This window comes from Paraburkholderia sp. BL6669N2 (genome assembly GCF_003387275.1).
Classification (GTDB): domain Bacteria; phylum Pseudomonadota; class Gammaproteobacteria; order Burkholderiales; family Burkholderiaceae; genus Paraburkholderia.
The window spans coordinates 1,364,432-1,383,794 of sequence record NZ_QUNA01000002.1 but is presented as its reverse complement, the minus strand read 5'-3'; the positions used below and the strand labels follow the sequence as shown (position 1 = coordinate 1,383,794).

Annotated in this window: 14 protein-coding genes and 1 pseudogene; 6 read left to right on the top strand and 9 right to left on the bottom strand. The window is 62.0% G+C overall.

The features are described from left to right. The first annotated feature begins 166 nt into the window (after positions 1-166). From B0G80_RS28745 to B0G80_RS28725, 4 genes are all read left to right on the top strand, one after another. Positions 167-724 carry a helix-turn-helix domain-containing protein gene (locus B0G80_RS28745; RefSeq protein ID WP_116121387.1) on the top strand — a complete coding sequence of 186 codons (558 nt, stop codon included), beginning with the start codon at positions 167-169 and terminating at the stop codon, positions 722-724. After that, the gene (locus B0G80_RS28740) at positions 721-2,364 is read left to right on the top strand and encodes a hypothetical protein (protein WP_116121386.1); all 1,644 of its coding nucleotides are present in this window, start codon (positions 721-723) and stop codon (positions 2,362-2,364) included. The genes B0G80_RS28745 and B0G80_RS28740 overlap by 4 nt, the downstream gene beginning before the upstream one ends. Before the next feature lie 547 nt (positions 2,365-2,911). Continuing rightward, positions 2,912-3,259 (top strand): hypothetical protein, encoded by a 348-nt coding sequence (locus B0G80_RS28730; RefSeq protein ID WP_116121384.1) that lies wholly within the window; start codon positions 2,912-2,914, stop codon positions 3,257-3,259. A 210-nt stretch (positions 3,260-3,469) separates the two neighbouring features. Next, a complete protein-coding gene (locus B0G80_RS28725) occupies positions 3,470-5,338 on the top strand; it encodes a serine hydrolase domain-containing protein (protein WP_408968338.1) in 1,869 nt (622 codons plus the stop codon). Between the two features lie 381 nt (positions 5,339-5,719). On the opposite strand, the pseudogene B0G80_RS28720 reads toward B0G80_RS28725, so the two are convergent. The 4 genes and pseudogenes from B0G80_RS28720 to B0G80_RS28705 all read right to left on the bottom strand — a co-directional run. Then, a pseudogene (locus B0G80_RS28720) lies at positions 5,720-5,914 on the bottom strand (aromatic alcohol reductase); the annotation flags it as partial. A 74-nt stretch (positions 5,915-5,988) separates the two neighbouring features. Next, positions 5,989-7,269: a cytochrome c gene (locus tag B0G80_RS28715; protein WP_116121383.1), complete on the bottom strand. Its 1,281-nt coding sequence runs from the start codon at positions 7,267-7,269 to the stop codon at positions 5,989-5,991. Between the two features lie 12 nt (positions 7,270-7,281). Next, a complete protein-coding gene (locus B0G80_RS28710) occupies positions 7,282-9,534 on the bottom strand; it encodes a xanthine dehydrogenase family protein molybdopterin-binding subunit (protein ID WP_116121382.1) in 2,253 nt (750 codons plus the stop codon). A gap of 1 nt (position 9,535) precedes the next feature. After that, on the bottom strand, positions 9,536-9,991 hold the full coding sequence (locus B0G80_RS28705) for a (2Fe-2S)-binding protein (RefSeq protein WP_106280786.1): 456 nt from the start codon (positions 9,989-9,991) through the stop codon (positions 9,536-9,538). A 406-nt stretch (positions 9,992-10,397) separates the two neighbouring features. On the opposite strand from B0G80_RS28705, the gene B0G80_RS28700 reads away from it, so the two are divergent. After that, a complete protein-coding gene (locus B0G80_RS28700; protein WP_106280784.1) occupies positions 10,398-10,796 on the top strand; it encodes a hypothetical protein in 399 nt (132 codons plus the stop codon). Positions 10,797-11,273: 477 nt separating this feature from the next. Continuing rightward, complete coding sequence (locus B0G80_RS28695) at positions 11,274-12,092, top strand: alpha/beta fold hydrolase (RefSeq protein WP_116121381.1); 819 nt, start codon at positions 11,274-11,276, stop codon at positions 12,090-12,092. A gap of 10 nt (positions 12,093-12,102) precedes the next feature. Here the strand turns inward: B0G80_RS28695 and B0G80_RS28690 are convergent, their stop codons facing one another. From B0G80_RS28690 to B0G80_RS28670, 5 genes are all read right to left on the bottom strand, one after another. Further along, the gene (locus B0G80_RS28690; RefSeq protein WP_116121380.1) at positions 12,103-13,095 is read right to left on the bottom strand and encodes a peptidoglycan DD-metalloendopeptidase family protein; all 993 of its coding nucleotides are present in this window, start codon (positions 13,093-13,095) and stop codon (positions 12,103-12,105) included. Positions 13,096-13,718: 623 nt separating this feature from the next. Beyond that, positions 13,719-14,135: a hypothetical protein gene (locus tag B0G80_RS28685; protein WP_116121379.1), complete on the bottom strand. Its 417-nt coding sequence runs from the start codon at positions 14,133-14,135 to the stop codon at positions 13,719-13,721. Between the two features lie 244 nt (positions 14,136-14,379). Further along, positions 14,380-15,627, bottom strand: a complete 1,248-nt coding sequence (locus B0G80_RS28680) for a cytochrome c (RefSeq protein WP_258879061.1) — start codon at positions 15,625-15,627, stop codon at positions 14,380-14,382. An 8-nt stretch (positions 15,628-15,635) separates the two neighbouring features. After that, positions 15,636-16,400 (bottom strand): (2Fe-2S)-binding protein, encoded by a 765-nt coding sequence (locus B0G80_RS28675; RefSeq protein ID WP_116121377.1) that lies wholly within the window; start codon positions 16,398-16,400, stop codon positions 15,636-15,638. Next, positions 16,397-19,225, bottom strand: a complete 2,829-nt coding sequence (locus B0G80_RS28670) for a xanthine dehydrogenase family protein molybdopterin-binding subunit (RefSeq protein WP_116121376.1) — start codon at positions 19,223-19,225, stop codon at positions 16,397-16,399. The genes B0G80_RS28675 and B0G80_RS28670 overlap by 4 nt, the downstream gene beginning before the upstream one ends. Positions 19,226-19,363 lie beyond the last annotated feature (138 nt).

Sequence of the window (19,363 nt, the reverse complement as noted above, 5' to 3'; positions counted from 1 at the left end):
TTGAAAACGTTCGCCCCACTTCACGATGCCGCGTTGACATCTCACGTCGAGGCAGGACGGTGGACTCTAGAATTTGCGAAATTGCAAACTAAAACACGTGAAAATAAAAACAGTGAAACTTAACTCTATCTAGAAAAAAGTTGTTCCCTCGGCGATCCTCCCGCTCATGCCGAGAAAGAATGCCGATACGACACGCGAACTGCACCTGCTTCTGCGCGCCCGCCGCGCGCAGCTTGGCTTAACCCAAGAAATGCTCGCGAAGGCGACAGACCTGTCCCGAGGTGGGATTGCATTACTTGAGCGCGAGCATGCCAAGAAAAACCCACGGCTTTCCACGCTCGACAGTCTCGCTCATGCGCTCAGGCTGGACGTCAGGGATTTGTTCAGCGCCGCGAACGCGCAGCGGCATCGCATCTCGACGCAGCAAGCGCTTGTGCGCATTGCCTGCAATGTCTACCGAATAAGGACAGAAAAAGGCATCAGCCAGGAACGATTATCTGTGGGCGCACGGTTGTTCCGGACGTTTGCCACCGACTTGGAAACCCTGAAAAAGGAACCATCCGTTACAAGCCTAGAAAGAATTGCTGCACAGCTTGAGGTGTCGGTTGTTGACCTGCTCGAACCGGTTCCGAACCGGCAGTACGTGGGGCGCCTCGCTCGTCGGTCATGGTCGGCTGACCAAGCGGCGCACGGTTTTGAGACGGATGCACATGAACCGACGTGAAATCCGACCTCTACCCCACGTTTGAATATGCACTACGAGCACAACGACTGCACGCACTTGGCCTCTCGCCAGAACGGGTCGAACAGTGCAGTGGCATTCCCCATAATCTTATTGACACGCTCTTGCCCGGTGTACCCGGTACCAAGGTCAAATCAAACGACTTCGACGCGGCCACGCGGCAAGCGTTATTGACCCTCTCTGAACACGAGCTTTTGGTTTTGAAAGCGGCAATGGAACTGCGGTCCAAGGGATACGCGGTCGCGACGGGCAATTCGCGAGTAATCCCCGTGAGCATCGAGGAGGCCACCGACCTCGCGCGTGCAAGCTCCGTGAAGCCGACTGCGGACTCGGCTGGCATTTCAGGCTATCTCGGTCTTCACGAGCGCCCCCTCCAGATGGAATCTTCCACAGGAATCCTCTTTCGCTTTGCCGAATTTAACGCCATTAACGTGGGGGCAGCAGCCCGTGTCCTTGGCGTTGCGCCTTTAACCGTGCGTGTTCGACGGGCGAAGCCCACATATGTCGGTTTTGATTTCCTGAGACTTCCCGCCAACAGCGCTTGGCGTCTGCTGCCAGATCAGCGACTCCACGCCGAATTGCCAATGCTTGCTGAAGTCATTTTACGAAGGAGATTCGCGTTTTGCCCGGATTGCATGGCAGCCCGTTATCACAGCGTGGCTCACCAGTTAACATTCGTCACGGAGTGCCCGTTACATCACGTGAAAATTCTGCAGGAGTGCAAGGTCTGTGGGGAGCCAACATCTACCATAGGGGCGATGGCAACCCTCACTGGTTCAAGTCGCCCCTTTGTTTGCCGAAAGTGTGGCTCTTGTGTCGACGGCAATTCGGCCTCTTTCAGCCGATACAAACAATTCAGACACGAAGGCCAGGCACTTGAAAATTCCTTCACTACAATGCTCCGTTGGCTCGAGAGCGCCCAGGAGAAGCTTTGGCCGCTAGAGCAAATTCTGTCGCAAAGAGCCGGCCTTACGGAGTATCTGAGAGCTGTCCTTCTCGACACCGTGCAGCGCTTGCACCCTCCACCAACGCCTTGCTCCCTTGGCTCTGCGACCGATGTCACCATTCTTCGTTGGGAACAACGACTCGTCCTGCCCGGAACGTCTGATACTGAGATTCACGACGGCTGCCACCCAATCGAACCAGAGAGCATTTCACTGGTGTATCGCTCAACGCTAGAGTCGCTACATGGGTTTTTGCCGCCACAGGACAGCGTAAGTTCCGAGGAATGGGAAGTTGTCATCGGTGCACTGTATGACTTCAGGCGTGTCTTTGAAGGTGGAACGGGACAGAAACCGCGATGGTCGACCGGCAGCCCACAGTTCAGGAGGATAGATCAGAGACAGGTAGGGAGCAGGCTCCAACGCGCTGCAGCGAGAGCCTTCATGCTCGGCGTGTTCACCGAAGCGTACCGGACTCGAGCAGCGGCGATGAAACAGGGGATACCGCACGTCCGGGGTCAAACGGGGGTGCTCAACCCGAGGGATCAGGTGCCAATCGCTTACCTTCCCGATCACAGCGCAGTGGCGCGACAAGTGGCCTTTTCTGAAGGACTTGTCGTTTTCCGCTCTCCCGCAAACTTCGATATGGATAGGATCTGGCCTAGCGTCCGCGCACGCTAAAGCGAAGTTGCCCTCTTCTCCAGATCGTCCATCATGCCCCCCAGCGGACACGTCCATCTGTCTGCCGTAAAGGCAAAGATGGATAGCCTTAGTGTCTGCCCTCCAAATTCGCCGGGCACCGGTGAGCCCCGCGAAGCGAGGAATTGCATCATGTTCGCGACCGCCCAATTGTGCAGACTTTCGCAAGGAACGGTCGCCGAGCCCTGCTGGGCAAGGCTATGCGGGCGAAACGCCGCTCCTAGGACAAACCGATAGTATTTCATCATTCGACGGATAGACCGATGAAATTGCGTTCGCGAAAAAATACGAAAAACTGACGGCTATCGGCCGAGTCTCTTTAAATAATTGTTTTAAATCAATTGGATAGCGAATGACGATATAACGATACGTTTACGCAACCAGTCTACCGGATCTTCGGCGCATACTGAGCGATAACAGGACGGCTTTGTTCAAACGGCACAACCGTCGTATCAGCAAATCCGGCTCAAACCTTTAAACATTTATCTCGTGGTTGCACTTCACCCTTGAAACCGCGATTGGAGATGCGATGCAATTCGACAAGCATCAGGAAAGGCTCAAGCTGAATGGCGCAACTATGCGCTCTGGTCCGCCGAGCCTATTGGCGAAGCTACTAGCCGTGGTGACAGGCGCTGCCCTACTCGTCGTGGGGTTCGCCGTTTCGCTTGTGATGTTGGCAGTGGTGCTTGGAGCAGGCGTTTTGATCGGCGGTTTTGTCTGGTGGAAAACGCGCGATCTGCGCAAACAGCTTCGCGAGCAGGCAATGCGCGCACAGCAAACGCACGAGCAACAGGTGCACGTGCGCGCCGGACAACGCATGGATATCGACAACGTGGTCGAGGACGTCGAGTTCCACGACGAAACTCGACAGAAATAATCACGGCACCATGGCTGCGTATGCGCTCCGTTACCGGGCGCGGAGAGGGAATGTTCAGTATGGCTCGGTCGCACCGAGGGGCTTTGTCAAGTTGAAGGCATGCTATATAGAATGCTGGGACGAAGAAGATCGTCATTGCCATGTTGGCGGCACCGTAGCTGAAGAAACGCGCTTTTTGCAGATCCTGATAACCAGAGAAAAGGGAATGCCGTGACCAAGTGCGATCGCAATCACGAGGTTCTTTTCAGCGTAGGCCGACGGCAATTTCTCGGCTACACCGGCGCCGGGATGCTCGCGGCGGTGCTACCCGGCTGCGGCAACGGCGACATCCAGTCGACGGCGTATCAGCAGACCATTGCGCTCGGTCAGCAGATGATCCAGCAGGCCGTCAGCGATCCGTCGAATCCCGTCGCCGCGATCTCGATCGCGATGGTCAAGGGCAACACCGTGGTCTGGCAGCAGGCCTTCGGGTTGGCGTCGGTGCCGGGGCAGATCAAGGCAACGCCGCAAACGCGCTTTAACATCGGCTCGGTCAGTAAGTTGTTCGCGGCACTGGCGGCGACGATCCTCGTCGATCGCGGTCGGATCACGCTCGACACGCCGATCGTCAAATATCTACCGACCTTCACGATGCTGTCGCCGGAATACGCGCAGATCACCACGCGTCATCTGCTGTCGCATGCATCCGGTCTGCCCGGCACGAATGGGCGCAATCTCTTCACGTTTGAGCCGGTTGCCGGATACGCCGCCGACACGCAAGCCGAACTCGCCAACTCGCACCTGAAGCATCTGCCGGGTGAGTTGGCCGTCTATTGCAACGACGGCTTCACGATGGTCGAGCAGATCGTGCTCGCCATGACGGGCCAGAGCTTCGCGGACTTCGTCCAGTCGGCTATTCTCGCGCCGCTGAAGATGACCCAGTCCAGCTATCTGACGAGCGTGCCGTCCGGAGGATCGTTCTCACTGCCGTACGTGAACGGCACGCAGCATCAGGAATTCGTCAATGCGTACGCGACCGGCGGACTGAGTTCGACGCCCGCCGACATGATGAATCTCGCGCAGATGATCTACGGCGGTGGCGTGTTCCAGGGACAGCGCATTGTGTCTGCAGCGGGCATCGCGCAGATGGGCATGGATCAGACAAAAAACCTGACGATCAACCCGTCGCCGGAGTGGCGCTGGGGTCTCGGCTGGGACTCCGTGGTGCAGCCGGCGCTCGACGCCGCGGGCGTGCTCGGCTGGGAAAAAGACGGCGGCACTGCGTTCTACTCGACCGAATTTTTCGTGGTGCCCAACTCGCAGTTCGCGCTGCTGGTGACCGGCAATGCGGGCTACAACGCCCGGGCGATTGCCGAAACGCTGGTGCTGTCGGCGTTGAAGGAAGACGGCACGATTTCGTCGCTGCCGGCGAAGCTTGGCACCACGGCGCCGCCGGTCGCTTCGGGGCCGGGCATTGCGAGCGGCGCGGGCATCTACGGCAGTTCGGATTTGCCGTATCAAGTGCTCGCCAACGCGGATGGTAGCCTGCAGATCAACCAGTGGGACGCTGCTACGCGAGGCTGGGCGAAGATCGGCGGGTACCAGTACCGCAGCGACGGCTGGTGGTGGAGCGATAGCGATTCGGCGTCGTATCGCTTCGCAGTCGTGTCGGGCAACGACAGCGAAGGAAACGCGTTCAACTATCGCTATCTGATGAAGCGGGTCGTGCCGGGCGCGGGCTACGCGTATCTGACGCTGCCGGTCGGCCAGCAACTCGCCCCGCTGGCGGCGCTCGACAGCGCGTGGCAGCAACGCGTTGGCACACAATGGACGTTGACCAACGATGCGCCGAGCGCCGTGCCGATTGTCGTTCTTGGCAATCCGCCGGCGTTCTTCGCGACACTCGCCGAACTCCCGGGCTACGTGCTGTACGGCAACGATGATCTTCGCTATCAACTGATCGTGCCGCTGAGTGATACGCTCGGCGGCATGTCGATCAAGGTGCCGGGCAATTTTGGACGCGACCTCTATGAGATCCGTTTCGCGTCGACCACGGCAACTTCGCTGACGATCGGCAGTTCGATCTACGCGCGGATCTGACAGTGAGTCGTTCCATGACGCCGGGCCTCGCGGTCTGCGTCGACGGCATGGCGTTTCGCGCACGAGGCGCCTGGCGAGCATGCAGCGCTCTTAGGTTTGCCGCAGCGCGCGCACCATGTGTCGCTGCGATTGCTCGCGCAGAAACGACCCGGGATGGCGGTCTGAACGACGGCTCATCCGCAGCGACAGATTCTCCGCAGCAGCGAAGGCTGACCAGCAACTTCGGCCACCTGCTGCATTGCTTTCACACGACGACGTCGCCGAGCAGAATTCGGTAGAAGTCAGTACGGAATACGGGAGCCCTTCCCCATCGCCGGGGTCGGGCTTTGTGTTCGGGAAAGCTGTCGTCGATGCCGTTTGCCTGGACGGTCGGACTCACGATTACTCGCTACGGCCCGAAGTAAGGTTTGCCTTGATCCACGATGCCACGTCGGTGACCGGAATCGCGCGGTGTTGATTGAACGTCCCATTCTTGTCCCATGCAACACCCCGCCCTCCAGCAAAAGCCGCACGATACTTGCGCATCATATCGTGCGGCTCGTGCGCCAGCTCGTCCAGCAAATACTGCACGCTCCACGTCGCCTCGCGATTCCCACGCGCGCGACTGACCACTGGCTGTCGCCGTTTTTTTTATCGCCAGCCCCGCAGAACTAGCGAGCCGCGTGCGTGGACTTGCGCAACTTCGCCACGTCGTCCGCCGTCACCGCCGACGCGCCGTTGTTCCATCCGGCGCGCACGAAGGTCAGCACATCCGCGATCTGCTGGTCGTTGAGCACCGGCGCGTACTTCGGCATCGGATACGGCGCGGGAATGCCGCCGATCACCAGGTCCTCGGTGCCGTTCAACGTCGCGTTGATCAGCGACGACGGATCCTTCTCCAATACGTTCGGATTGCCGGACAACGGCGCGAGCATCGGCGCGAAGCCGCGTCCATCGACACCGTGGCAGTGCATGCAATACGCCGTATAGACGCGCGCGCCGGCATCGTTCGCGGGACGGTTCAACGACACCTTCGTCGCCTGCGGATCGTACTTATAAGGCGGCGCACCGTTGCCCCCCGACGGCGGCAGCGACTTCAGATACGTCGACATCGCAGCGATATCCGTATCGTTCATGCCCTGCGTGCTGTTGTTGATCACGCTGGTCATCGAACCGAATGCGGAGGCATGGCGATTCGCGCCGGTCTTCAGAAACGCCTGCAAGTCCTGATCGTTCCAGCGGCCCAGACCCACGTTCTGCTCGCCGGTGAGGTTCGCCGCGAACCAGCCGTCGAGCACGCCACCGGTCAGGAACGCGCTGCCGCTTTCATCCAGCGCCTTTTCCTGAAACGCGATGCCACGCGGCGTATGGCACGATCCGCAGTGCCCGAGCCCCTGAATCAGATACGCGCCCCGATTCCACGCGACGTCCTTGCCCGGCTTGTCCTGATAGACGCCTTTATCCAGGAACACCATGTTCCAGAACTTCAGCGGCCAGCGCATGTTCAACGGCCACTTGATGTCCGGCTCGCGATTCGCCTGCTGCACCGGCGCCACGCCGCTCATGAAATACGCGTACAGCGCTTTCATGTCGTCGTCGTTGACCTTGGCGTACGACGGATACGGCATCGCCGGATAGAGGTTGTGGCCGTCTTTCGCCACGCCTTCGCGCATCGCCCGCGCGAAGTCCTCTTCCGTATAGCCGCCAATGCCGGTCTGCGGGTCCGGCGTGATGTTGGTGGTGTAGATCTGGCCCATCGGCGTGGTCATCGGCAGGCCGCCCGCGAAGGGCTTGCCCTTCGGCGCCGTATGACAGGCGACGCAATCGCCGACCTTCGCCAGATAAGCGCCGCGTTGCACCAACGCCTGATCCGCCGCTCGCGCCGGAGTCTGCGCGAACAACGGCAGCGTCACGCACAACGCCGCTCCGAAACCCTTCAGTGTGTTTTTCATGTCGGGCTCCGTTCAGACGGTTTGCAGTTGGCTGCCGACCGGCAATTGCCGCAGCCGCTTGCCGGTGGCCGCATAAATCGCGTTGGTCAGCGCGGGCGCGAGCGCGGCCGTGCCGGGTTCGCCGATGCCGCCGGGCGCCTCGCTGCTCTTCACGATATGCACATCGATAGGCGGTGTCTGATCGATCCGCAGCATCCGGTAATCGGTGAAATTGTTCTGCTCGACGCGGCCGTCCTTGATTGTGATCTCGCTGTAGAGCGCCGCCGTGATGCCGAAGATGATGCCGCCCTGCACTTGCGCCTCGACCGTGTTCGGATTGACCACCATGCCGCAATCGACCGCACACGTTACGTGCTTGACCGCCACCTCGCCCTGCTCCACCGCGACGTCCACCACCATCGCAAAGAAACTGCCGAACGCGTGCATGACCGACACGCCGCGCCCTTGGCCCTTCGGCACGGCGCTGCCCCAGTTCGCGGCCTGGGTGGCGACGTTGAGCACGTTGAGCGCGCGCGGCGTCTTGCCGAGCAGGTCCTGACGGTATTTGACAGGATCGACTTTCGCCTGCGCCGCGAGTTCGTCGATGAAACTCTCCACCACGAAGGTCCCGCGCGTCGGTCCCACGCCGCGCCAGAATGCGGTGGGCACCGTGCGCGGTTCCTGGCGAACGTAGTCGATCAACTGGTTGGGCAAGTCGTACGGCAAGTCCGACGCGACCTCGACCGCGTCCGGATCGATGCCGTTCTTGAACGCGGGCGGCGCGAATCGCGCCAGTATCGAGGAGCCGACAATCCGGTGCTGCCATGCGACCGGTTTGCCATTCGCATCGAGGCCGGCCGAAATCTTGTCGTAGTAATACGGGCGGTACATGTCGTGCTGAATGTCTTCCTCCCGTGTCCAGACCACTTTCACCGGCGTCGACACTTGCTTGGCCACCTTCACGGCTTGCGTGACCATGTCGAATTCGAGCCGCCGGCCGAAGCCGCCGCCGATCAGATGGTTGTGGACGACGATCTTGTCGGCGGGCAAACCCGTGACCGCCGCGGCGGCATCCACCACGCGCGTCGGCACCTGCGAGCCGAGCCAGACATCGCAGCCGTCGGAACGCACATGCACCGTGCAGTTGATGGGCTCCATGGTGGCGTGCGCGAGAAACGGCTGCTGATACACGGCGTCGACGCGTGTCTTTGCATTGGAGAACGCATTGCCGACGTCGCCATCTTTACGCGCCACCGCGCCGTCGCGCTGCGAGGCATTGGCGAGATCGTCGACGATCTGCTTCATCGACAGGTTCGCGCCCGCCCCTTCGTTCCATTTGATGACGAGCGCCTGCACGCCGCGTTTGGCGGCCCACGTGTGGTCGCCGATCACCGCGACCGCGTTGTCGATCTTGATGACCTGGCGCACGCCGGGGATTTTCTTCGCGTTGGTGTCATCGACGCTGGCAAGCGTGCCGCCGAACACCGGGCAGTTTGCAATCGCCGCGTAGACCATGTCGGGCACGCGCACGTCGAGACCGAACATCGCGGTGCCGTCCACCTTCTCCGGCGAATCGAGGCGCTTAACCGCCGTACCAATCAGCTTGAAGTCCTTCGGGTCCTTGAGCTTGACGTTCTGCGGCGCGGGCAGACCGGCAGCTGCCGTCACCAGCTGACCGTAACCGATGCTGCGCTTGCTGGCCTCGTGAATCACCTGTCCGGCCTGCGCATGGCAGCTTGCCGGATCGACCTGCCATTGCTGCGCCGCCGCGCTGATCAGAATGGTGCGCGCAGCGGCGCCCGCTTTGCGCATCGGCTCCCACGCATAGCGGATCGAGGTCGAGCCGCCCGTGAGCTGGCCGCCGAGCAGCGGATCCATGAAGAGCTTTTCGTTCGGCGGCGCGTGATCGATGGTGATCGTGTCGAGCGGCACTTCGAGTTCTTCGGCGATGAGCATCGGAATCGACGTGTAGACGCCCTGGCCCATCTCCACCTTCGGAATCACGAGCGTGACCTTGCCCGCGGTATCGATCTGGATGAACGCGTTCGGCGCGAACACGCCGCTTTGCGGCGTTTCTACGCCGTCGCCGCCGATCACCGACTTGCCGGCCTTCTGATCCTGGCTCGCGGCCGGCATGCTAAAGCCGAGCAGCAGACCGCCGCCCGCCGCCGCGCCGACCGTCACGCCGAACTTCAGAAAGCTGCGGCGTGAAAAGCCGGCTGCGGCGCGCGCGCCGGCCTTCGACTCGTGCGTGCCGTTTTGTGAACCAAGCAATCCCTGGGACATATCAAGCCCCCTTGGCGGCTTGCTTGATCGCCGCGCGGATACGGTTGTAGGTTCCACAGCGGCAGATATTGCCGGCCATGGCGGCGTCGATATCCGCATCGGTAGGATTGGGATTGCCTGCCAGCAGCGACGCCGCCGACATGACCTGCCCCGACTGACAGTAGCCGCATTGCACCACGTCCAGTTGACGCCAGGCCTGCTGCACCTTCTGACCGGCCGGCGTGCTGCCCACCGCTTCGATCGTCGTGATCTTTTTATCGCCGACGGCTGCTGCCGGCAATACGCACGAGCGCACCGCCACGCCGTCGAGGTGCACGGTACACGCGCCGCATTGGGCAATGCCGCAACCGAACTTCGTGCCGGTCAGGCCGACGATATCGCGCAAGACCCACAAGAGAGGCATGTCGGGCGGCGCGTCGACGGTGTGCGTCTGGCCATTGATATTCAGCGTTGTCATGGAGCGGCTCCGAGTGGGGTTTATTGTTTATCAAGCTGTTTAGACAGAGACGTCGGACCAAAACATAAAGACTCACCGCGTTTATTCGACTGACTGGACTAATACGTGTGGTGTTTTTCCGGTCCTTGAAAACCGCGATAAATGCATGGGCGCGAACCTGCCGATACTGACCGGCGAATTGTAGACGCGCATTAAAAAATTCGCCTCGTGGCTGCACACTGCGGTCAGCCCAAGGCATTTCACGGGTGCTGAGTGCGCGGTTGAAAGGTGTTTTTAATCGATGGCAGACGATCGGCGCATCGGCCTTGATGATCGGCCTCTATACACGCCAGTGAATCTAATTGAATCAATGCCGGGCGATTTTGTTAGCATGGATCCGGTCTGACTATCCGAAGGAGCAGCACACATGGACGACTCGCAATGCACTCAATTCCTCTCGGACATTCGCCGGCCGCTGTTGGCGCTGCACAAAGCCATTCTCGATCACGAACGTGCCGTGTACGAAAAGGAATTTGGCCCGGTCACACCGGCAGCTTTCCTGCAGGTGCTCATCAACGGGTCGGGGTTCCGCTGGCTCGCGGCGCTCTCGACGGTCATTGCGAACGTCGACGAAATTCTCGACGATAAGGAAGCCGAAGCCGCCGACCGCATCGCCGCGGCCGAAGCGGTGACGGGACTTTTCTCGCCCGACCAGCCGAACAATACTTTTTTGCCACGCTATCTGCCGCTATTGCAGGCCGATCCGGCGATCCTGCATCACCATGGCCAGGTGTCGCAGTTGTTGCGCGGGTACGAATCGAAGTAGCCGGCTGCGCGCGGCCTGGTGCGCTCGTGTGGTGCGAGTTTCGGCCGCGCTTTGTTCGCGCGTTGCTCGCACTTTGCCCTCGGCATGATCGTGTGGCGCGTTGCGTTCAACCCGCCTCGGCTCCCGAATTTCCTCACCATTGAAAGCGCGCGTTTCGACCCATCGTGCCTTGTTTGCGCGATGCCGGTATGGGTGCGCAGCCGGCGCGATTACCAGGCTTTTCGAATACGTCCAACACAACGAGGCCTTGTTTCAGGCCAATTTATGCGCGATTCGTAAAAGTGCGTGTTGCCGGCCTCGCTTGTTTGCGATTGAAACGAGTGCGCGATCTAGTCATGGCTGAATTTGCCTGGTTTTGCTGAATAAAACAAAGGTGAGCTTCTGCGGGAGATCTTCAACGGGAGCTACGAAAAGCCGGTCAGCATGCTTCACGAAGCCCTGCTAAGGTAGGCAGACCTTCTTGCGACGCTCATCGCCATGCAAATCTGGCCGCTCCCCGAAAGCTATGCCTTCCGCGATCAAGCCGTGCGTTTCAACGTGACGGGCAATGGTCCGCCGCTGGTGCTTGTTCACGGCACGCCGTTTTCTTCGTATGTGTGGCATCGCATTGCACCGCATCTCGCCCAGACACGCACCGTGTATTACTACGATCTGCTTGGCTACGGGCAATCCGAACAGCGCGACGGCGCGGACGTCTCGCTCGGCGTGCAGAACGCCTTGCTGGCGGAATTGCTCGCGCATTGGCAACTGACAAGCCCGGACGTCATCGCGCACGATTTCGGCGGCGCGACTTCATTGCGTGCACATCTGATCGATGGCTGCGACTACCGCAGCCTCACGCTGATCGATCCGGTCGCGGTCGCGCCATGGGGTTCGCCATTCGTGCGGCATGTGCGCGATCAGGGCGACGCGTTTGCCGGACTGCCGCCGTACATTCACGAGGCGGTGGTGAAAGCGTATGTGCGCGGCGCGATCGCGCGCGAGATTCCGGACGACGAACTCGCGCCCTATGTAACGCCATGGCTCGGCGCAACCGGCCAGGCCGCGTTCTATCGGCAGATTGCGCAAATGGATCAGCGCTACACCGACGAGGTCGAAGCGCGCTATGCGCAGCTACGTTGCCCGGTGCAAATTCTGTGGGGCGAAGAAGACCAGTGGATTCCACTGGCGCGCGGCCGTCAACTGGCCGCGGCCATACCGGAAGCGCGCTTTCAGGCGGTGCCGAAAGCCGGCCATCTGATGCAGGAAGACGCGCCGGAAGCGATCGTCGCCGCGGCGCTGCTGTGGCTGGATTGAAGGCGCGCGCCTAGCCGCGTCCTTGCGGAAGGTACGGCATCGGATCGATCGGCTTGCCGTCGCGGCGCAACTCGAAACCCACGGAAACGCGCGAGTTCTTTTCGTCGCCCATCTCCGCGATCTGCTGCCCCTGCATGACGATATCGCCGGTTTTGACAAGCAGCTTGCGGTTGTGCGAGTAGGCGGTCAGAAAGTCCTTGTTGTGCTGGACGATGATCAGACTGCCGTAGCTGTTCAGGCCTGTGCCGGCGTACATCACCTTGCCGTCGGCCGCGGCCCGCACGGGGTCGCCCGGCCTGCCGCCGATTTCGATGCCGCGTGTTTCGCCCGGCTGGAATCCCTCGACCACCCGCCCGCCCGCGGGCCAGGCCAGCGCTACGCCGTTCGCGTGCCGTGCGGTTTGATGCGCCACTTCGCGTGCTTCAGCGGAGCTAGGCGCCGGCGACTGCGGGGCTTGCGCGGTCTGCGCGGTCTGCGCGGTCTGCGCGGCTTGCGACGGTAACTGCGTAGCGCCCGACGGCAACGCCGGCTGCCGCGCCGCGACCGAAGCACTCGATGCAGACGCCGCTGCGGCTTTCGCTGCTGCATTGGCGGCATTGGCCGCATTCACCGCCCGCACCGTTTCCGGCGATGCGACGTGCAAGACCTGTCCCAACTTCAACCGCGAGGACGCCTTCAATCCGTTCCAGGCCTGCAACTGCTTCACGCTGCAATGATGATGCTGCGCGATGCGCGCCAGGCTGTCGCCACGTTTGACGCGATACACGAGCGGCGGCGAATTCTTGAGCAGCGCGCTCCCGTCGGCGTTGATGCCTGGCGGTGCAACCGCTGTCGCATCGGAGGCCGGCGCGGTTGCCGCCAGCGCACCGGACGCGGGCGCTGCGCCCGCTGCCGCGCCTGTCTGCGCGCCCTGCTGGCCCACATTCGCACACCCGCTGACCGCCAGCGCGACCCATACGCCAGCCAGACTGGCCATCATTGTTCTGTCGAAGCGCTTTCCCATCTTGTTCGACTCCTGCCTCGTTCATTGGCGAGCTGGATGTTGCCTTGTCGCAAGCGACGCGCACGCCCGGACGGCGCGCTGCTTTCCCCGCGACACGACAAAGCCGCCTCGTGCGGCGCTCGCCCTCGCCTTGCCGACCAACCCAACCCCTCGCCTTCACAAGCTGTCGAACACTTGGGACGCGCCCATGGCGGCCGCCGAAACAGCCGATCTTCCGCGGAAAGGGCCAGATTGCCGATTAAAATTCAAGCGGAATTGTAAAGTGCGTTTTATACAAAACGCGTCGAGCCACATACTTTGATACAAACCTTACGCTGGGTATTGCGGATAACGTTGCGCATGCAACGTGAACGCGCGGCGCGTGCCCGTCAGGCATCCGCGTGGCCGTCGCAAATCCGGTTTTGCAGAACCGCGTTTCGTGTACTGCGGCGGATCGGGTGCGCGTTTGCAAGTCATGCAACAGGCACCTACGGCCCCACCTCGGCAAGCGCGCGATTACGTTTGCATTAACGGCAGAGTGGCATGGAAACTTGAATCGTCAGCGGGTGGCGACCGTGGGTGTGGAGTGAGAGTCGTGGCGGCGCTCGGACGGAACGGCGTCCGTCCGGCGCGACCGGACAGGGCTAGCTGTAGTACTGCCCCTGGTATTTCACGTAACCGACCGGGTGATGCGTGAAGTGCAGTACCGGCAGAACGGGATTGCGATTGTCTTCGGTGGGATAGGCTTTGGCGTCGGGGATGTACTCGCCCTGGGCTTCGATCGGCTGGCCTGCCTGCAGGTTGGGGATCTCATGCGCGAGGCCCTCGTTGTCGCCGAACCGCACGGCGACGAAGACCTCGGTGCCCACGAGATTTTCCATACCGCCTTCGAACTTCACCACAGTGTCGATCTTGATGACGAAGTGCTGGTGATTGGCGCCGTTGTGATTTTCCGGACTGGCGAACACCTTGCTGATCGTGCCTTGCACGCAGGCGAGCGGCGCGCCCAGCGAATAAACGTAACTATGATGCGGAAGGATCTCCGTCGCGCGATTGCTCATGAAGTCTCCGAGAAAGGAATCTGCCTTGCCTACGGCGTAACGTAACGCGCGCCGCTAACCGGCAGCGGCGCGATACCATTTGAGCAGACCGTGGCGCGCGAGTTCATTGCGCGACTCCAGGAGGAGGCACGATGACCGAAGCGGCGCAAGCAAAAACCGACGCCCTTAACCACCCGAAGCGTCGGTTTCTTTGAATGCCTGCGCCCAGCGCCCTGACGGTAGGTGCCGGAAGCACATCAACGGTTCAACGCAGTGCTTTCACCGCATCCGCCGTCACATCGGCAGGCTGGCCGCCCCACGTCGTACGCAGATAATTGGCGAGTTGCGCGAGTTCCATATCGCTGAGTTGCGTGGCGAAGCCGGGCATCTCCTGCATCCGTTCGAGGCCCGGAAAATCCTGCGCGCCGATGCCGTCGAGCATCGCCGCAATCAGATTGTGGGCATCGCTTTGACGCAGCGTCGAATTGCCGTGCATCGGCACGGCGACATGTGGCTTGCCCTCGCCGTTCAATCCGTGACAGCCCGCGCACACGCCCAGATACACGTTGCGCCCTGCTTCGAGCTGAGCGGCATCCGCGGAAACCGGCTGCAGCGGTTGCGGCGCGGGGGCCTGGTCGCCGAGCAGGTAGGTCGAGATCGCGCGCAAGTCGTCATGCGTCAGGTACTGGCTGCTCAGATGCACCACGGGATACATCTCGCCAAATGCCGAGCCCTGCGGCGCGATGCCGGTGGCGAAGAACGTCTGCAAATCGGCTGCGGTCCAGCCGCGAGCCGCGAGACCATGCGGCGTGATATCCGGCGCCGCGATCCGGCCGAGCGCCGCGCCGGTCAACGGCTTTGCGCCGTCGAGCTGGCCGAACGTGCCGCGCGGCGTATGACACTCGGTGCAATGACCGAGCGCGCTCGCCAGATAGCGTCCGCGATTCCACTGCGCCGTCTGTCCCGTCGACGCATCCGGCAACGCGTCTTCCAGGAACATCCAGTTCCAGAAACGCACGCCGAAACGCAGCGTGAACGGGAACGACAGTTCGGGCTCGTGGTTCGCCACCGCGGCCGGCTTCTGCGCCATCAGGTACGCGTAGATCGCATCGCTGTCCGCCCGCGACAGCCGGCGGTACGAGGTGTACGGCATGGCCGGATAGAGCTGCTTGCCCGGCGCGACGCCATCGTGCAGGGCCTTGTACAGGTCGTCCGCGCTCCAGTTGCCGATACCGTGGTCCTTGTCCGGCGTGATGTTCGTGCCGTAGAAGGTGCCGAACGGCGAAGCGAGCTTCACGCCGCCGGCGAACGGCGCGCCGTCTGCCGTGGTGTGGCAGGCGGCGCAATCGGCGGCTTTGACGAGGTAGCGGCCGCGCGCGAGTGGATCGGCGGCGGTGGCTTGCGGTCCCAATGCGGCGGCCGCGGCCAGTGCGGCGGAGTCGTCGTGCTTACCGCCGCACGCGCTCAGCGTGAGCACCGTACCGAGCAGCAAGAGCGTGCGGCGCAAGGTCATGGGTCGCCTCATTGTGTGGCGTCCTTTACGAGGCCCGGCGTCGTCAGCACGACTTCCTTCACGGCTTCGTAGTAGCGCACGTAGCCCGTGCAGCGGCAGATGTGATCGTTCAACGCTTCGGTAATGGTTTCCTCGACTTTGTCTTTGGCGACCGGCTGACGCTTCAGGCGTTCGATCAACACGGTTGCCGCATTGACGAAGCCCGGCGTGCAATAGCCGCACTGAAAACTGAAGTGCTCGAGGAACTTCTGCTGGATCGGCGCCAGTTCGACGACCTCGCCGGCTTCGTTGCGCTTCGCGTGGCCTTCGATCGTGCGAATGGACTTGCCGTGAAAAAAATTCGCGCCGGTGATGCAGGTGCGCACTTCTTCGCTGCTGCCGTCCGGTTTGTCGACGATTACCACGCACGCGTGGCAAACACCTTGGCCGCAGCCGAGGCGCGAGCCGGTCAAGTGAAGATACTCGTGCAGATAGTCGATCATCATCAGGCCGGCGGGCACATCGGTCGGGCCGACGATCTCGCCGTTCACCTTGATCGACAGCGGCATCGAGCGGAATTGCGTCAGCGGCCGCTCGACCGAGCTGGCTGCGGACGCACCCGCAGGCGCGCTGGCAGCGACGGCAGCCGAAGCCGCGGCGACGCCGCTCGCCTGAGTGGCAGAAGAGCCGCTTGCAGAGGCGGCGTAAGCGCTGCTTGCGGAAGCGCCGCTTGCTGCAGCAGCGCTCACCGCGCCACTAGCGACATTTGCGTTGGTTTGATTAGGGGCCGTCATGCGAGCACCTCCTGAATACGTTGCGGGGTGACCGGCAGGTCGGTAAAGCGATGTCCGATCGCGTGCGCGATCCCGTTCACGATGGCGCCGACCACGGGAATCATCACCACTTCGGCAATGCCCTTCGGCGGATCGGTCTCGGTCAGCGGCGGCAGCACTTCGCCGGTCTGCGTCCAGACGGCGACGTCCGTCGCGCGCGGCAGGTGGTAACGATTGAAGTTCCACGTACCGTTGCCGGGGCCGTCTTCGTAGAGCGGCAGATATTCATGCAGCGCGTGGCCGATGCCCATCGCCAGACCGCCTTGCAGCTGGCCGGACACGAGTTGTGGCGAGATCTGATTGCCGCATTCCATGATCGAGTGATGCGCGAGCAGATCGACCTTGCCGCTTGCTTCATGCACCGACAGTTCGACCAGCGTGCCGACCGCGCTGTAGTACGTCACGGCCGCGTTGTTGCGCTGGACCGGCGGAATAAACACACGCTGACGATCCAGCACGCGATAGCGATTCGGCGTGGTCTGCGTCTTCTGCTTATCGGCCGACGCGCTGTCGCCGTAGCGCACCGCGAGCCCGTCGAGCGACCAGCGCTCGATGCTGCCGTCGATCTCGAAGTCCGCTTCGGTCCACTGCCACCGGTTGAACACGTGCACGGTCGCGCCGGTCACGAGTCCGAGTTCGTGCGCCTTCTTCGCGAGCTGTTCGAACGGCAGCGCTTCGAGGCCTGCCGCGGAGAGCTTGCCGTCAACCCAGCGCGCGTCTTCGATACGCACCAGCAATGGCGCGGCCTGGCCGCCGCCAATGCCCTGGCTCCAGATCGACATGGCCGCCGGCCACAGACCGTGCGTGAACACGACGCGCGCCGCTTCGCGCGTGCTGTGCGTGAAGTAGTAAGCGGAATTCGTCGCGCTCGAGGGCGACGCGTAACCCGGCGACCAGCGCGGATTTGCCGCGAGTTTGTCCTGATCGGCTTGCGACATCATGTACGGATCGCCGCTCGTCACCACGGGCAGATCGGGCCAGTCGGTGATGGCGACGTGTACGTCGGTGGCCGGCTTGCCGAGCCATTTCGCCACCGCGACGGCCTGCGAGGTCGACATGCCGGTGCCGATTTCGGCGGCCGTGTGTTGCAGGCTGATCTTGCCGTCGGTACCGAATTCGACCTTCGCGAACGAAGTCTCCGCGCCGGTGCCGAAGTCCTTCTGCACGCACGCGAAGCCGACGCCGTAACGCTTGCCCGGATGCGCCGCTTCGAACTCGGCCTTGCGCTTCGCGCGGTTCGTCCACAGCGGATGCAGCTTCGCTTTGTTCAGCACATCGTCGACGCGAATCGCGCCGGCCGGCACTGCGCCTTGCGTGTTCTTCATGCCGGAACGTAGCGCATTTTTCAGGCGGAACTCGATCGGATCGAGTTCGAGCTGCGCGGCGATTTCATCGATCATCATCTCGGTCGCGGCCATGCTCTGCAGCGTGCCGTAGCCGCGTGCGGAACCCGCGTCGATCGCGCGCGAAGCAATCGCCACCGCCGACAGATCGTTCTTCGGGAAGTAATAGATCGACTGCGCGGCTGTTGCGCCGACCATTGCCACCGACGGCGAGAAGTTGCAGCGCCCGCCGCCGTTCGCTTCCATCTGCGCCTTGAACGATTGCAGCAGGCCGGTTTTTTTATCGACGGCGATGCGGTAGTTCATCCTGAACGCGTGGCGCTTCAACGAAGTCTGGAACTGCTCGTAGCGATCGTTGGCGAGGCGCACGGGACGGCCGTCGGCATACATCGCGCAAACGAGGCCGTAGAACGGCACGTTGAAGTGATCCTTGGAACCGTAGCCCACCGTGTAACACGGATGGAGGAACAGATGCTTTACCGGGAATGCGCACTTCGCGACCATCTCGGCCGCGCTGTCGGCCACTTCCGACGGCGCCTGGGTCGGCACGACCATATGCAGCGATTGCGTCGCCGCGTCGTACCAGCAGTTCGCGTTGTCGGGCTCGAGCGCGGCCGTGTCGATCGACTGCGTGTTGTACTCGCGCTCCATCACCAGCCAGTCCGCCAACGGCTGATCGAGTTCCTGCTGGATGCGCGCGGCGTGGAACATGCCCTGCTCGTCGAGCTTGCCGTGTTCGAGGCCGTCCGGCCACACCGGCTGGTGCTTGCGCATCATGCTCGGGAAAACAGGCGCATCTTTGAGACTGGAGAAGGTGTCGTCGTCGTACGGCGTCTTGCCGCCGACCCGCACGAAACGGAACGTGCCCCACGGATCGCGTTCGAGCGCGCCGGTCGACGCTCCGTAACGGATGATCTGATCCTGAAACTTCAGCTTGTCTTTTGCGAAGCGGAAGCGCGCGAAGTCGTGATAGATCAGGATCGCCACCGCCTGGCCGAGATACGCCGGCGTCTTGCCCGGCGGCAACAGCATGTCGTCGCCGTAGAAAGCCGGGAAGATCAGGCCGTCGCGCGCCAGATCGGCGGCGGTGATCACGCGGTCCGGCTTCAGTTCGTCGCCGAGCAGCGACAGGTCGAAGCCTTCGTAGCTGCGGTCGGCTTGCGTCGTGCGCAGAATGAAAGCGTGCGATTGCTGCTGCGGCCAGTGCGGCATGTCGGCGGCGCGAATGTCGCGCGCGAACACTTTCGAGCCGGTGACCTTGGCGATCCCGTCGATGCGGAATTTCGCCTGACCGTTGACCGCATCCCACTGCACGGGCGTCAGGATTTTCTCTTCGAACAACGCAGCGAATGCGCGGCTGCCCATCGGCGCGATATACACCGACACGCCCGCCAACACGCTGGCCTTCAGAAAACTGCGACGCGAAAGGTCGAGTTTCCCCATGGACTTCTCCTTTAGTGAATACGGCGGCAACCCGGCCTCGCGGGGCTTCCTGCAAGACGTCGTCCAAGGGGCTTCCATCGAGGCGGCCCGCGAGGTAACCGTTCCGGCGTCGTCAGAACGAAGCGGAGCACGGACCGT

Bases quoted from the DNA above. Each gene is read 5' to 3' on its own strand.
- B0G80_RS28745 (WP_116121387.1), top strand. From the start codon at position 167: ATGCCGAGAAAGAATGCCGATACGACACGCGAACTGCACCTGCTTCTG.
- B0G80_RS28730 (WP_116121384.1), top strand. From the start codon at position 2,912: ATGCAATTCGACAAGCATCAGGAAAGGCTCAAGCTGAATGGCGCAACT.
- B0G80_RS28715 (WP_116121383.1), bottom strand. From the start codon at position 7,269: ATGAAAAACACACTGAAGGGTTTCGGAGCGGCGTTGTGCGTGACGCTG.
- B0G80_RS28710 (WP_116121382.1), bottom strand. From the start codon at position 9,534: ATGTCCCAGGGATTGCTTGGTTCACAAAACGGCACGCACGAGTCGAAG.
- B0G80_RS28705 (WP_106280786.1), bottom strand. From the start codon at position 9,991: ATGACAACGCTGAATATCAATGGCCAGACGCACACCGTCGACGCGCCG.
- B0G80_RS28700 (WP_106280784.1), top strand. From the start codon at position 10,398: ATGGACGACTCGCAATGCACTCAATTCCTCTCGGACATTCGCCGGCCG.
- B0G80_RS28695 (WP_116121381.1), top strand. From the start codon at position 11,274: ATGCAAATCTGGCCGCTCCCCGAAAGCTATGCCTTCCGCGATCAAGCC.
- B0G80_RS28690 (WP_116121380.1), bottom strand. From the start codon at position 13,095: ATGGGAAAGCGCTTCGACAGAACAATGATGGCCAGTCTGGCTGGCGTA.
- B0G80_RS28685 (WP_116121379.1), bottom strand. From the start codon at position 14,135: ATGAGCAATCGCGCGACGGAGATCCTTCCGCATCATAGTTACGTTTAT.
- B0G80_RS28680 (WP_258879061.1), bottom strand. From the start codon at position 15,627: ATGACCTTGCGCCGCACGCTCTTGCTGCTCGGTACGGTGCTCACGCTG.
- B0G80_RS28675 (WP_116121377.1), bottom strand. From the start codon at position 16,400: ATGACGGCCCCTAATCAAACCAACGCAAATGTCGCTAGTGGCGCGGTG.
- B0G80_RS28670 (WP_116121376.1), bottom strand. From the start codon at position 19,225: ATGGGGAAACTCGACCTTTCGCGTCGCAGTTTTCTGAAGGCCAGCGTG.